This is a genomic window from Mesorhizobium comanense, assembly GCF_005503535.1.
In the GTDB taxonomy this organism is placed as follows: domain Bacteria; phylum Pseudomonadota; class Alphaproteobacteria; order Rhizobiales; family Rhizobiaceae; genus Mesorhizobium; species Mesorhizobium comanense.
In genome coordinates, this window is the sequence record NZ_SCNN01000019.1 from 45,746 (window position 1) to 59,582 (window position 13,837).

15 protein-coding genes are annotated in these 13,837 nt (G+C 65.4%); 8 read left to right on the forward strand and 7 right to left on the reverse strand.

Features of this window, described 5'->3' with window-relative positions:
- Positions 1-9 precede the first annotated feature (9 nt).
- From FFS37_RS26315 to FFS37_RS26335, 4 genes are all read right to left on the reverse strand, one after another.
- Positions 10-924: a sugar phosphate isomerase/epimerase family protein gene (locus tag FFS37_RS26315; protein ID WP_137933892.1), complete on the reverse strand. Its 915-nt coding sequence runs from the start codon at positions 922-924 to the stop codon at positions 10-12.
- 44 nt (positions 925-968) lie between these two features.
- Positions 969-2,492, reverse strand: a complete 1,524-nt coding sequence (locus FFS37_RS26320) for a mannitol dehydrogenase family protein (protein ID WP_137933893.1) — start codon at positions 2,490-2,492, stop codon at positions 969-971.
- Positions 2,489-3,271: an SDR family oxidoreductase gene (locus FFS37_RS26325; RefSeq protein ID WP_137933894.1), complete on the reverse strand. Its 783-nt coding sequence runs from the start codon at positions 3,269-3,271 to the stop codon at positions 2,489-2,491. The genes FFS37_RS26320 and FFS37_RS26325 overlap by 4 nt, the downstream gene beginning before the upstream one ends.
- A gap of 345 nt (positions 3,272-3,616) precedes the next feature.
- Positions 3,617-4,510: a MurR/RpiR family transcriptional regulator gene (locus FFS37_RS26335; RefSeq protein WP_137933895.1), complete on the reverse strand. Its 894-nt coding sequence runs from the start codon at positions 4,508-4,510 to the stop codon at positions 3,617-3,619.
- A 320-nt stretch (positions 4,511-4,830) separates the two neighbouring features.
- Between FFS37_RS26335 and FFS37_RS26345 the strand changes: the two genes are divergently transcribed.
- Positions 4,831-6,015, forward strand: coding sequence for a Gfo/Idh/MocA family protein (locus FFS37_RS26345; RefSeq protein ID WP_137933896.1), 1,185 nt, complete (start codon positions 4,831-4,833; stop codon positions 6,013-6,015).
- Positions 6,016-6,070: 55 nt separating this feature from the next.
- Here the strand turns inward: FFS37_RS26345 and FFS37_RS26350 are convergent, their stop codons facing one another.
- Positions 6,071-6,541, reverse strand: coding sequence for an NUDIX domain-containing protein (locus FFS37_RS26350; protein WP_137933897.1), 471 nt, complete (start codon positions 6,539-6,541; stop codon positions 6,071-6,073).
- Between the two features lie 194 nt (positions 6,542-6,735).
- On the opposite strand from FFS37_RS26350, the gene FFS37_RS26355 reads away from it, so the two are divergent.
- The 4 genes from FFS37_RS26355 (at position 6,736) to FFS37_RS26370 (ending at position 8,969) form a co-directional block, all read left to right on the forward strand.
- The gene (locus tag FFS37_RS26355; protein WP_137933898.1) at positions 6,736-7,266 is read left to right on the forward strand and encodes a sterol desaturase family protein; all 531 of its coding nucleotides are present in this window, start codon (positions 6,736-6,738) and stop codon (positions 7,264-7,266) included.
- A gap of 211 nt (positions 7,267-7,477) precedes the next feature.
- Positions 7,478-7,999, forward strand: a complete 522-nt coding sequence (locus FFS37_RS26360) for a hypothetical protein (protein WP_137933972.1) — start codon at positions 7,478-7,480, stop codon at positions 7,997-7,999.
- Positions 8,000-8,190: 191 nt separating this feature from the next.
- Entirely contained in the window at positions 8,191-8,610 is a 420-nt protein-coding gene (locus FFS37_RS26365; protein WP_171026429.1) for a hypothetical protein, read from the forward strand.
- Positions 8,611-8,624: 14 nt separating this feature from the next.
- Entirely contained in the window at positions 8,625-8,969 is a 345-nt protein-coding gene (locus tag FFS37_RS26370; protein ID WP_137933900.1) for a hypothetical protein, read from the forward strand.
- Here FFS37_RS26370 and dinB read toward each other — a convergent pair.
- Together dinB and FFS37_RS26380 are read right to left on the reverse strand one after the other, a co-directional pair.
- Positions 8,941-10,188: a DNA polymerase IV gene (gene dinB / locus FFS37_RS26375; RefSeq protein WP_137933901.1), complete on the reverse strand. Its 1,248-nt coding sequence runs from the start codon at positions 10,186-10,188 to the stop codon at positions 8,941-8,943. The genes FFS37_RS26370 and dinB overlap by 29 nt on opposite strands.
- Before the next feature lie 246 nt (positions 10,189-10,434).
- Entirely contained in the window at positions 10,435-10,851 is a 417-nt protein-coding gene (locus FFS37_RS26380) for a winged helix-turn-helix transcriptional regulator (protein WP_137933902.1), read from the reverse strand.
- Between the two features lie 151 nt (positions 10,852-11,002).
- Here FFS37_RS26380 and FFS37_RS26385 point away from each other — a divergent pair, with 151 nt between their 5' ends.
- The 3 genes from FFS37_RS26385 to FFS37_RS26395 all read left to right on the forward strand — a co-directional run bounded on the left by FFS37_RS26385 (position 11,003) and on the right by FFS37_RS26395 (position 13,692).
- Entirely contained in the window at positions 11,003-11,590 is a 588-nt protein-coding gene (locus FFS37_RS26385; RefSeq protein WP_137933903.1) for a dihydrofolate reductase family protein, read from the forward strand.
- A 133-nt stretch (positions 11,591-11,723) separates the two neighbouring features.
- Positions 11,724-12,668: an alpha/beta hydrolase gene (locus FFS37_RS26390; RefSeq protein WP_137933904.1), complete on the forward strand. Its 945-nt coding sequence runs from the start codon at positions 11,724-11,726 to the stop codon at positions 12,666-12,668.
- 88 nt (positions 12,669-12,756) lie between these two features.
- Positions 12,757-13,692, forward strand: a complete 936-nt coding sequence (locus tag FFS37_RS26395; RefSeq protein WP_137933905.1) for a sigma-70 family RNA polymerase sigma factor — start codon at positions 12,757-12,759, stop codon at positions 13,690-13,692.
- The last annotated feature ends 145 nt before the right edge of the window (positions 13,693-13,837 follow it).

Sequence of the window (13,837 nt, forward strand, 5' to 3'; positions counted from 1 at the left end):
CGCCCCACTTCACTTCACGAAGGGGCGCAGCACGTCGCGGGCTAGCAGGAAGCCCCGCTTGACACTGTCGTCGTTGCCCTCGAACCGCCTGTCCTCGTGTTCGATGATGACGGATCCGTCATAGCCGGCGCGGTAGAGGCCGGAGAAGAAGCCGCTCCAGTCGACATCGCCCAGCCCCGGCATGCGCGGCACCTGCCAGCCTATCCCGGCCGAGAGGATTCCGCGCTCGTACAAACCATCATGATCAATCATCAGGTCCTTGGCGTGGACGTGCAGCATATAGGGGCCGAATTCGCGGATGAACCGCCCCTGGTCGATCATCTGCCAGACCAGGTGCGAGGGGTCGAAGTTCATGCCGACATCGCCGCCCCAGGCTTCGAGGATGCGGCGCCAGACCAGCGGCGAGTAGGCGATGTTGTGCCCGCCCGGCCATTCGTCGTAGCTGAAGATCATCGGGCAGTTCTCGAAAGCGAGCTTGACGCCGTGATCGCGCGCATGGGCAACGATTTCGGGCCACACCTTCAGCGCGTCCTGCCAGTTGACGTCGACGGTCTTGGAGGCATCGCCGCCGCAGAAGGTGTTGACGACGGGAACGCCCATATTGGCCGCCAGCACGATCACCTTCTTCAGGTGGCCGATGACCGCCTCGCGGTGGGCGGCGTCCGGGTGCAGCGGATTGGGGTAATAGCCGAGGCCGGAGACCGAGATGTTCTTTTCCGCCAGCGAGGTGGCAATCTCCCTGGCCTGCGCGGCGGAAGTGGCGGCGGCGTCGATATGGCTGGTGCCGGCATAGCGCCGCGTCGCGCCGGAGGTTTTCGGCCAGCAGGCGATTTCCAGTGCCTCGAAGCCGGCCTCATGCGCCCAGCCGGCGACGTCGCCAAGCGGCGTCTCCGCGAACGGAGCGGTGAGCAGTCCAAGTTTCATCATGCCTCCCTTGACCGTGATTGCACGGCCACTGCCTATAATGCCTATTGTTTGGATCGCTTCAACCGTTCGGTCTCATTCTGTTCCAGACTGCGACGGACGGCCGCCATCGGATCGTTTGAAAGCAACGCCTCAAGCGCCGATGTGACGGTTCGTCGAAACGTGCCGTTCGCGGCGAGGCCGGGGTCGAAAATCGTCTCTATGCCAAGGATGGCCGAAACCAGTGCCTGCGCATCATTGCCGGTCGCGTCGGCGATCGCGGCGACTTTTGCGGCATAGGGATCGGATACCGGCCAACGGCTGCCGAAGCGGGCCGAAGCCAGGATGAGATAGGCCATCCAACCGGCGACCGGCACCGGCAGCAGCGCAATGTCCCGGCCCTTCGCCAACCGGTCGCGGATCGGGTTGAGCAGGCGCTGGACGATCTTCTGCGAGCCGTCGGTGGCGATCTGGTGGTTTCGGTGGCGGATGGCGGTGTTCCTCAGCCGGCCGAGGCTCTGCTCGACATAGGCCGATGGATCCATGCCGGGCACCGGTTCCAGCGTCGCCAGCGTCTCCTCGACCAGCATGCGGCGCACGAAGACCGAAAGCAGCGGGTCGGCAATGGCATCGAACGTATGTTCGAGCCCGGCCAGCACGCCGAGTGTGGCGAGCGTCGTCTGGGCGCCGTTCAGCACCCGCATCTTCAAGTGTTCGAACGGCGTGACGTCGTCGACCAGCGTTGCGCCAACCAGATCCCAGCGCGGCATGCGACCGGCGAATTTCTTCTCGATAACCCACTGGCGGAACGGCTCGCCGATGGCGACGGCGCCATCGCGGTAGCCGTAGCGCTGTTCGACGCTGTCGATGTCGGCCTGCGTCACCGCCGGAGCGATGCGGTCGACCATGGCGGAAGGGAAGGTGGCGTTGGCCGCGATCCAGTCCACGAGCCCGGCGCCGCGCCGTTCGGCAAGGGTGCGCACGACATTGCCCAGGATGACGCCGTTGGCCGGGATGTTGTCGCACGAAAGCAGCGTCAGCGGCCGCCCATGCGTGGCCCGGCGCAGGTCCAGCGCCCGCGTCAGCATGCCGGGCACGCTGCGCGGTGTTTCGGGGTGCGCGAGATCGTGGACGATATCGGGATGGGCAAGGTCGAGCTCGCCGGTCGAGGGGATATGGCAATAGCCTTTTTCCGTCACCGTCAGCGTCACCAGTTCGATGTCCTGGGAGGCCAGCACTTCCAGGGCGGGCGCGGCACTCGCCTGGCTGTCGACCACCCTGACGATGCTGCCGATGACGCGCGCCTCGACCCTGTCGTTCTCGCGGATCAGCCTCGTGTAGAGGCCGCCCTGCCGGCCGAGCGTATCGGCGAGGTGGGGAGGGCGGATGTTGATGCCGACAATGCCCCAGCGGCCAAAATCGCGCGACAGGAGGTCGTCGGTGTATTCGGCCTGGTGGCAGCGATGGAAGGCGCCGACGCCGAGATGCGCCATGCCTGCCCCAAGGCGGGCACGGTCATAGGCAGGCTTCGCGACAGAGGCGGGGAGCCTGTCCAGCAGGTCAGGGCCAAGTGTCTCGATGGCGCTCACTTGTTCGCCCCGATCACCGCCTGTTCCTGGTCGATCACGGCGCCGGTCATCGGGCCGGCCGCGTCGGAGAGCAGGAACACGGCAAGATTGGCGATATCGTTGGGGGCGAGCAGCCGGCCGAAGGGCTGTGCGGCGTTGGCGGCGTCGAGCCAGCCCGGGCCGTGGCCCAGCGTTTCTGCCTGCATGGCGCGCTCGGCCGGCGTGTCGGTCCAGCCGACATTGATGCCGTTGACGCGGATGCGGTCGAAGCGGTGCGCGTTGGCGGCGTTCTTGGTCAGTGTCGCCAGCGCGCCCTTGGTGGCGGAATAGACGGCGAGCTCCGGCGAGCCGCAATGGGCGTTGATCGACAGGATGTTGAGGATGGCGCCGGCTGCCCCGCGCTTGCGCATGTCGGCGATTGCCGCCTGCATGAGGAAGAACGGCGCGCGCGCATTGACGGCGAACAGCGAGGCCCAGTCGTCGAGGCTGGCGTCGAGGAAGGAAGCGCGATCGGTGAGGCCGGCGGCGTTGACCAGGCCATCGATGCGGCCGAAGCGCTCGATGCAGGCCCGCGCCAGAAGAGCGGGCGTTGCTTCGTCGGCGAGGTCGGCGGCCACGAAGAGCGTTGGCGTGCCGAGCGCCGACAGATCCGCCGCCACGGCGTCGCCGCGCGGCCTGTCGCGTCCGGTGATCACCAGTCCCTCGGCGCCGGAGCGCGCCAGCGTCTCGGCAATGGCGCGGCCGATGCCTTGCGTCGACCCGGTGACCAGCATCACCTTGCCGTCAAGCCTCGTTTCCATTCCTCCTCCCGGAACAAAATTTCTATTTTTCTAAATATGGAACGATAATTCCCATTCGTCAATTGTGCCAGTGTCGGTTCATCAAACGACAACCGCTAAAGTCAGCGCTGCCCCTCACCTGCCTGCCGGCATCCTCTCCCCGTATAGTGACGGGGAGAGGGGGCTGTCGTTGCCGGTTTCGCCAATCACCGTTGTTGCAAGACAGGCGCGAGGTTGCGGCCAGCGTCCTTCTCCCCGTCACTATACGGGGAGAAGTGCCCGGCAGGGCGATGAGGGGCTGCGCGGGCGTCGACAATTGATGGTCGTCGCCACAAATTGAAACTCTCGATCGAAAACTTCAACATCTCACGTGCCCCGTCGCGCCGCGACGCCTTGGACCAGCGCCATGCCGACGGCGAGCGAGGCGGCGAGCGAACGGAAGCCGGCGAAGTCGGATTCCACCACTTCCAGCCAGCTTTCCGACAAGGGGATGAGCGGGCTGAACGTACTGTCGGTGATGGTGAGGATGCGCGCCTTGCGCTCGTGCGCCACGGCGACGAGGTCGGGCGTGATCGAATTGTAGGGGCTGAAGGAAACCGCCAGCACCGCGTCGCGGCTGCCGATGCAGCCGACCTGGTCGAGCGCGGTCGAGCCGACATTGTCGACCAGCACGTTGCGCACGCCTTGCTGGGAAAGCGTCAGCGACAGGTAGGCGGTGACGGGGAAGGCGCGTTTGGAGCCGATGACGTAGATCAGGTCGGCGCCCGCCAGCGTCGCCACCATCTTCTCGAAGCTTTCGATGTCGAAGCCGGCCTCGATGCGGCCGAGCGAAGCCTGCGAGGCGCCGACCATGCCGTGCAGGAAATGCATGGCGGCATGCGGCTCGGCCTCGGCGCGCGGCTCGCCGCGGCCTTCCGGCCAGGATCCCTTGACGTGGTCCTTGAACAGGCCCTGGAAATCGGAAAAGCCGGAGTAACCGAAGATCTGGGCGAAGCGCACCAGCGTCGAGGGCTGCACCCCGGCTTGCGCGGCCACCTGCGCGATGGTGCCGAGCGCGACCTCGCTCGGATGCTGCCACAGGAAGATCGCCACCTGCCGCAGCCGCTTGGGAAAATGCACCGTGCCGGAGGACAGCACCGCGCGCAGTTCTTCATAAGTTTGCGGCTGGATATAGCCCAGCGCGGCCAGCGAACGCCCGCGCTTGCGCGTGGCAGCCTCGTCGGCACTGGATCGTCCGGATGGTTTTCTCGCCCCGCTCATGATTTCAGGCTAGCGCGGCACGATCGTTTTACAATATGGAAATTGGAAATCCTGTTCGAAAGTGGTAGGCGTGGCCCTGCACGAACGGTTCGAAGTAGCGCTCTACGGCGCCCCCCTCTGTCCTGCCGGACATCTCCCCCACTTGGGGGGAGATCGGATGTCGCCTCTGCTTTCGCCAATTGTCAGCGTGGATCAAAGGCGCCGCGGTTGACACCGCTGATCTCCCCCCAAGTGGGGGAGATGTCCGGCAGGACAGAGGGGGGCGCCACAGAACTCGATAATGATAGTGACACAGCACGACATAGCCTGGAGGAGAAAACATGGTCTACGCAACATCGGACGGGGTGGCGGGCAGTCGCCTGAGGGTCGGCATGGTCGGTGGCGGCCGCAATGCCTTCATCGGCGCCGTGCACCGGCTGGCGATGCGGCTCGACGACCAGATTTCGCTGGTGGCCGGCGCGCTGTCGTCCGATCCGGAGAATGCCGCGGCTTCCGCCGCCGAGATCGGCATCGCGCCGGAGCGCAGCTACGCCGACTACCATGCCATGGCGAAGGCCGAAGCCGCGCGGCCGGACGGCATCGAGGCGGTGGTCATCGTCACGCCCAACCATCTGCACGCGCCGATCGCCACAGCTTTTCTCGAAGCCGGTATCGACGTGATCTGCGACAAGCCGCTGTCGACGACGCTGGCCGATGCGCAGGCTTTGGTGACGCTCGCGAAGGCGAAAAAACGCCGCTTCGTCGTCACGCTGAACAACACAGGCTACGCCATGGTGCGGCAGGCACGCGAAATGGTGATGGCGGGCGAACTCGGCCGCCTCGTGTCGGTGCACGGCTCCTATATCCAGGACTGGCTGACGAAGCCGATCGACGCCGACGGCCAGAAGCAGGCGGAATGGCGCACCGATCCGGCGCGCGCTGGGCAGTCGGCTGTGCTGGCCGATATCGGCGTGCATGCCTTCAACCTGGCGAGCTTCATCTCCGGCCGCGAGGCCGAAGCGGTTTCGGCCGACCTGTTCACCGCCGTGCCCGGCAGGCGGCTCGACGACAACGCGCATGTGCTGGTGCGCTGGACCGACGGCGCGCGCGGCACCATCCTGGCCAGCCAGACTTCGCCCGGCCATTACAATGATCTGTCCGTGCGCGTCTATGGCGACAAGGCCGGGCTCGAATGGTCGGGCTCCCGCCCGGAGGAACTGCGCTTTTCGGTCTACGGCGAGGAAACCCGCACGCTGGTGCGCGGCGGCCATGGCTCGACGGCGGAAGCCCGGCGCGTCTCGCGCATGCCGGCGGCGCATCCGGAAGGCTATATCGAGGCCTTCGCCAATTTCTACCGCGACGCCGCCGACATCATCCGCGCCCATCGCTCGGGCGCTGTGGTCGATGCCGCGCGAGCGGCCCAGGTACCCGACGTGGTGGACGGCGCGCGCGGCGTGAAATTCGTCGCGGCGGCAGTGGAATCGAACGCGGCCGGCGGGGCGTGGACGGGCGCGCGGTTCGGGTGAGGGACAGCCGATCTCCCCCACGAGGGAGGAGATCGGCAGCTTTGGTCGCCGGCAGCTATTCCAGGCCCAGTTGCCCGGCCAAATCCGCCAGCATCGGCCGCTGGCCGGCGAGGATCTTGACGCCGGCCTCGGCCAGGGTGAACCAGCCGGCCCGGTCGACCTCCGGAAATTCCCGCATCGTTCCGGAGCGCGGCGGCCACTCCATCGTAAAATTGTTGCTCCTGATCGTGGCGACGTCGATCTCTACTCCCGTCTCCACAGACCATGCGATGACGGTTTTGCCACCCGTCTGCCTGTATTCGCCGAGCTTGGCGAAAATGCCGTCGACCTCGACACTGAGTTCTTCCGCGGTCTCGCGTCGTGCCGCAGCGAACTCATCCTCGCCGTCCTCGACCATGCCCTTGGGTATCGACCAGGCGCCTTCGTCCTTCCTGGCCCAGAACGGTCCGCCGGGATGCACCAGAAGCACGCGCGGACCCTCATCGCTCCGGTGATAGATCAGCAGGCCCGCACTGCGTTTTGCCATTTTTCTATGTCCGCTTGCGTCATGGGTGCAAAATCGGTGCCGCGCTGATTCTCCGTCGCAAGCGTGAGTGCCGATCTTGTGCCGGGAAAATACGACGCTATTTCAGATACATCCGCATTGCACCTCACCAGCGAGTTCGGCAATCTGATAGCATCGTTTTGGGTGGCGTCGAAAGTCAGGTTGGGGGCATCCGAATGCAACTGGGTCTGATCGGCTATTACAGCGACTTCGTGGTCTATCCCCTGGTGATTGCCCTATTGGGGGTGGCGGGGCTGATCGAGGCCGGCGAGGAAAGCGCGCCGGACTGGATCGGCACGGCGCTGGTCTGTCTCGGCCTGTGGACGTTGATCGAATATGTGCTCCACCGCTTCGTGCTCCATCACATCCCCTGGATCAAGGATTTGCACGACCGCCACCATGTCGAGGAGCGCAGTCCGGTGGGCACGCCGACCTGGCTCAGCCTCGGCGTCCACGCGCTGGTGGCCCTACCGGTCTGGCTCATGTCGGGCTTCGCGGCCGCGAGCGCGGTCGCCTGCGGGCTGATGCTGGGCTATCTCTGGTACATCAGCGTGCACCACATGATCCATCACTGGCATCCCTCGCATCCGAGCTATCTCTACACGCTCAAGCGCCGGCACGCGGTGCACCACCATGTCGACGACACCGCCAATTTCGGCGTGACGTCGATATTCTGGGACCGGGTTTTCGGCACAGCGCGGCTCTGAAGGCGATTTGCCAGGCGAGGCCGGCCAGCGCCGCGGCCTGGGGATAAGGCTAGCGATCTCCCTATGGCGGACGCGCCCGGCTTGTGCTCAGGGCCGCATTGCAATAGGCAGGCAGAGAGCCGCAGGTGCAGATAAGATTTTTCTAATATAAATAAGGTGTTGCCCAGGCAACGCCGCAAAACCCTTCTTGCCTCAAAAGGATTGTTGCGTGCTGAAGTCCAGGTCTATTTATCGTCTTGTCATTCTCTGCGGCGCCGTTGCCGCGACGAGCGTCGCCGGCAATGCCGTGGCGGCCGCTGCCGACGCGCTTTTCTTCGATGCCGCGCTCTGCAAGCCGCCTTATTCGGTGGCATCCGCGACCGAAATCTATGACGCGGCAGAGAAGCTGGCCAAGCCCGACATGTCGTCGCTGGGCGCCGCGATCTACAAGATCCCGCAACAGATCGGGCGCGACGGTTTCGAATCCGACGAGGTGTTTTTCGCCAACAGCGCGGTCGGCGTGCTGATCAAGGGTGAGCGCGCCGACGATCTTGCCAGGGCCTATGGGTTGAAGCCGGAGACCTCGGACCTGATGGGCGCCTCCAGCAAGGGCTATGCGCTGGAACTGCCGGCCGAGCAGCAGCCGCCGGAGGGACTGGCCGGGCCGGGCAAAGTGTCGATCGTGGCGCGAGAGGGCAGCGCGCTGCAGGGCAAGACGCTGCTCGCCTGCGAGTTCATCCCGGACGGTTTCTGAGCCGCTGTTTCGCACGGCCGGCGAACCGTTCCGACGGCTTCTGTTTTCACCTCTTTTCACCAGAGCCGGATGATTTCAGGTCCTTCGACCTGAAATCATCCGGCTCTCAATCAAAAAGATAGAGCATGATGTCGTCCGAAAACCGCTTCACACTTTTCGGCATCATGCTCTTGGAGATTCGTAGAGAAATGATGGGTAAATCCAGAAATCTGGCGGCGGTTCTCGTATGCGGCGCGGCGATGTTGGCCGGCGCGGCCGAGGCGCGGGCGGCCGCCAAGTGCACGGCCTATGAGCAGCGGGTCGCAAGGCAGATCAAGGAGGGCAAGGCCTTGCTGAAGCAGGAGAGCTTCAGGAAGTGGATCGATGCCGGTCTGCAGACCAAGGCGCCCTACAACAAGAAGCCGTATACCGGCTATATCAAGTGGTACGGCCAGTTCGACAAGCTCAGCAATGCCAAGGCGGGTGCGGAGCAGGTGAAGTTCCTCGAGAAATATGGCTTTACCGCATCCGCCGCCTATTCGGTGATCCAGGGCTACGCGCTCAATGGAAAACTGACCTCGCCGGTCGACATGGACTTCGAGAAGAAGATGAACGCTTTCCCCTGCCTGTGAGGGGGAGCGTGAAAATGCGCCGCCCTGTGCTGATGCTGTCGGTCGGTTTCCTCGTACAGATCCATGGCGCGCCGGCGCGGGCCGAGGAATTCCCCATCTACAACATGGACACATATTGCCGGGATCTCTCCGGCGGCGATTTCGCCGGGAACATGGAATGCGGAGAGAAGGAAGCAGCCGCCTATTCGAAGCTCCAGAACGATTGGGCGTCTTTTCCCGAAAAGCGCAAGATCGAGTGCCGCAATGTCGCCTATGACGCGGATACGGGGAAGGGGTCTTACGCGCTCCATCTCCAGTGCATCGAAAAGGGACGCAAGCAGGTTCGGCCGGCTATAAATCCTTCTGCGCCAGTTCCCTGAATTCGTCGGGCACGGATCGGGCGGCGTCCAGCGCCACCGCGCCATAGCCCACGGCCTGCTTGCCGAAGCGCTCGCGGATCTTGTCGATGGCGCGGTCGGCGCCGAAGCGGGCCAGGCCTTTCTTGCTGCCGGGGCGCTGCTTTTCGTCGGCGAGGCCGAGTGGCAGGTCGAGTTGCAGTTCAGCGCTCTCCTCCAGATGCGAGACCGAGATCGCCAGCAGCGAAATCGTCAGCTCATGCGGATGGTCGGCAAGCACGCCGCGCACCAGGTCCTGCGCGATTTCCGCCAGCATGGCGGTCGCCGAGATCGGCTGCTCCAGCGTGATCGAGCGGGTGACGGCGCTGAGATCGGCGAAGCGCACGCGCACGGTCACCGTGCGGCCGGGACGCGCCTTGGCGCGCAGCCGGCTGGCGACGCGGTCGGCCAGATGCAGCAAGGTGGGCACGATGACATCGGCCACGGCGGGCTTCCTGCCGAGCGCCGACTGCGCGCCGGCCGAATGCGCCCGGTGCTTCGTCTCCAGCTTGCGCGGGTCGCGGTTCCACGACAGCGCCGCCAGTTTCTCGCCGGCCGCCGGGCCGAGCAGGCGGGTCAGCGCCCCGCTATGCGTGCGGGCGAGTTCGCCGATGGTCTCGACGCCGATTTCGGCCAGCCGCGCCCTGGTCGCGGGGCCGACACCCCACATCAGGCCAACGGGCAAATCATGCAGGAAAGCGAGCTCGCTGCCGGGATCGACCACAACCAGCCCGTCGGGCTTGGCGACCTGCGAGGCGATCTTGGCCAGATGCTTGGTACGGGCGACGCCGATCGAGATCGGCAGGCCGAGCTCGGCCCGCACGCGGCGGCGGATCGCCGTGGCGATTTCCTTTGGCGAGCCGAACAGATGCGTGCAGCCGGCGACATCGGCGAAGGCCTCGTCGATGGAGATGCGCTCGACCACCGGGGTGAAATCGTCGAGCACCCTGATCGCCGCGTCGCCCAGCCGCTGGTAGTCGGCGAAATTGCCGCCGACGAAGATCAGTTGCGGGCAAAGCTCGCGCGCCTTGCGCCCCGGCATGCCGCCGCGCACGCCGAAAGCGCGCGCCTCATAGGAGGCCGCCAGCACGACGCCGCCGCCGACCGCGATCGGCTTGCCGCGCAGCGAGGGGTCGAGCAACTGTTCGACCGAAGCATAGAAGGCGTCGAGATCGGCATGCAGGATGGTGGCTGTCGTTTCCATCCCGTTCCGCTCATCCGCGATTGCTGATAAATGTGAACAAATAGAGAACATACGGCGATGGCTGTCAAGCGGGGGCGTGGAAGCTCTCCCTTCTCCCCTTGTGGGAGAAGGTGTCGCCGAAGGCGACGGATGAGGGGTGTTCCAGGGAACGCCGACGCCTCACTCCGCTGGAACACCCCTCATCCGTCTCGGCGCTAGCGCGCCGATCCACCTTCTCCCACAAGGGGAGAAGGAAAGACGCACGCCTCAACCAATATGCTCCGTCCGCAGCGCCGTCTTCATCCGTTCCAGCGCGGGTTCGCCGCCGGCCGCGAGCTCGTCGGCGATGCGGGCAAGCTTGTCTTCGGCCTTGCGGTGCTTGCTGCCCCAGGCGCCAAGCGTGGCGAGCACCGGCAACAGGTCGATGCCGGCTTCGGTCAGCCGGTAGATCGCCTTCAGCGCGTGGGTGGGATCGTCGCCGCGGGTGAGAATGCCCTCGTCCTGCAGCGTCTGCAGCCGCTCGGCCAAAGTGCGCGAGGAGATGCCCTCGTCGGATTGCAGGAATTCGCGAAAGTGCCTTTTCCCGGCGAAGATCATGTCGCGGATGATGAGCAGCGTCCAGCGGTCGCCAAGCAGTTCGAGCGACAGGTTGATCGGGCAGCCTGACTTTTCACGTGTCGCCATTCTGTGGTTCCATTTTTAAATCACTTTACTATTGACATCATTCTCCGGCTTGCGTCAAATGGTTCCAAAAGTAAATCATTATAAAGCCCGGGCGGTTCGCAAAGCGCTGTCGTTCCGTTGCCATCCAGAATCCGGAAACGAGGAGAACCTCATGAAAAAACTCATCCTTCAGATGCAGATGTCGGTCGACGGCTTTGTCGGCGCCGATGCGGATCATTCCTGGCAGCTTTGGGAATGGGGCGACGACAATGGTTGGGACGCCGAGCTGAAGCAGGATTTCAACGCCGTCTTTGCCGGCATCGACACCATCCTGCTCAGCCGCAAGATGGCCGAGGAAGGCTACCTGACGCATTGGGGCAATGCCGCGAAGAAGGTTCCGCGCGATCCTTTCTACGCCTTCGCGCAACGCATCGTCGACGCGAAGAAAGTGGTGCCGAGCGGCAGGCTGAAGACCTCGCGCTGGGAGCGCACGGTGGTGGTCGGCGGCGATCTGCCACGCGAGGTCGCCGCGCTGAAGGCGGGCGAGGGCGGCGACATCGCCGTGTTCGGCGGCGCCGGCTTCGCCTCGGCACTGATCGCGGCCGGGCTGGTTGACGAGTTCCAGCTGTTCGTCAACCCGGCGGTGCTGGGTTCCGGCCGCCGCATCTTCGACCAGGGGGGATTCCGGAAATTGCGGCTCGTCGGCTCCAAAGCCTATGCCAGCGGCATGGTGGTCAGCCGCTACGCGCCGGCGGGATGATGACAGCCGCGCCGCCTTGCGTCCGAGACAATGGCGAAAAAACATCTGGCGGGACGTATCCTTTTTGCCCGCCCGTCCGTCTCTGGTCTTGAAGGGCCGCTTCATCGGCGGCCCGCAACCCAGGGAGACCATCGTGGCGAGCAGGCAGAGCGAGGCAAACAGGATCCACTACGAGACGATAGCCGCCAATGCCGGCAAGTTTACCAGCCCGCAGGAGATCGTCGATTTCAACGACATCAACTGGACGGCGCTGACCGGCGAGCCTCGCGGCGTCGACTATATCGAGGTCGATGCCGGCGGCGTGCCCGCGCTTTGGGTCGTGCCGAAGGGCGCGGACGAGGAGCGGGTGCTGCTTTATGCGCATGGCGGCGGGTTCATCGGCGGCTCGATCTACACGCACCGCAAGCTGACGGGCCATCTCGCCAAGGCCGTTGGCTGCCGGGCGCTGATCTACGATTATCCGCTGGCCCATCAGGCAAGGCATCCGGCGCAGATCGAGGCGGCCATGACCGTCTGGTCCTGGCTCGCGGACAAGGGTTTCGACCCCCGGCGCATCGTGCTTGCCGGCGATTCCTGCGGCGCGGTGCTGATCTATGCCCTGCTGCAGCGGCTGCGCGCGCAGGGCCGGGCGCTGCCTGTCGCCACGCTTGTCATCTCGGGCTGGTTCGACATGGCGCTGACCGGCGCGAGCTACCGGACCAACCGCGACAAGGATCCGGCCTTCGCCCGGGAAACCGTCGACTGGCTGGTGAGCAATTTCATCGGCGATGCCGACCGAAAGTATCCGGAAGTCAGCCCGCTCTATGCCGACCTTGCCGGCTTGCCGCCCGTGTTCCTGCAGGCCGGCGCCGACGAGACGCTGGTCGACGAAAGCCGCATGTTCGCCGAGCGCGCCGGCCAGGCCGGCGTCGAGACCCGGCTCGACGTCTTCGACGGCATGCTGCACTCCTTCCAGATGATGGCCGGCCGGGCGCCGGAGGCCGATGACGCGATCGGCCGCCTGGCGGCGTGGGTGCGGCCAAGGCTCGGCCTGCCGGATGTCGCCGGCGGCAAGTCCGCCGGCCGCCGCGCGGCATGACCGTGTTAGCGCCGATCGTGTCGCGCCTGGCGCTTGTCGAAATGCCCGGCATGCGCGATGCTGCGGCGGCGCTGAGCGACATCCGGCCATGAACCAGCAGATCCGCACCTCTCTTGAAACGGGGCAAGGCGCCGAGCCGCACCTCGACCCCGGGGAGTTGTTCGACCCACGCTACGCGGCGTTCCTGGCAACGGTCTCGCACCTGCGGGCGCGTCTGCACCGCTACTGCGCCCGCATGACCGGCTCGGCTCTCGATGGCGAGGACGTCATGCAGGACGCGCTGTTCGAGGCCTACCGCAAGATCGAGCTTCTCGACGACGCGACGGCGCTGCCGCCCTGGCTGTTCCGCATCGCCCATAACAGGTGCATCGACCTCATCCGCAGCCGCCGCGCGCGGATGCGGGCCGAGGCCGGTCACGCCGGTGACGACATCGTGCTGCCGGCCGAGCCCGTGGGCCAGGCTGTGGGCCGCGCCATCGAGCGGCTGGTCGTCCACCTGCCGCCGAAGGAGCGCGCCTGCGTGCTGCTCAAGGACGTGTTCGACCATTCGCTGGAGGAGATCGCCGATCTTGTCGGCTCGACCACTGGCGGCGTCAAATCGGCGCTCAGCCGGGGCCGCGCCAAGCTCGCCGCCCTGCCGGCGCAACCGGCCGCCGCGCCCGCGCACGACCCGGAGCTGGCGCGGCTGCTCGAGCGTTATGTCGAACTCTTCAACGTCAGGGACTGGGACGGCGTGCGGGCGCTGACCAGCGCCGATGCCCGTTTGCGGGTCTCCGACTGCTACAACGGCCTGTTCTCCCGTTCGCCCTATTTTGTCGAATATGAGCGAAGTGAACTGCCCTGGCGCCTGCGGCCCGGCACGGCCGGCAGGGAACAGGTGCTGGTCGTGGACAGGCAGCATGGGGCGGTCTGGCGGCCGGCCTATCTGGTGCGGGTCCATGCCACTGGCGGGGTGATCGACCGTATCGCCGATTACTATGCCTGTCCCTGGATATTGGAGATGGTGATCGCCGACGAAGGATGAGCGCGGCTTTCCCTTCTCCCCTTGTGGGAGAAGGTGGATCGGCGCGCTAGCGCCGAGACGGATGAGGGGTGTTCCAGCGGAGTGAGACGTTGGTGTTCCCTGGAACCCCCTCATCCGTCGCCTTCGGCGACACCTTCTCCCACAA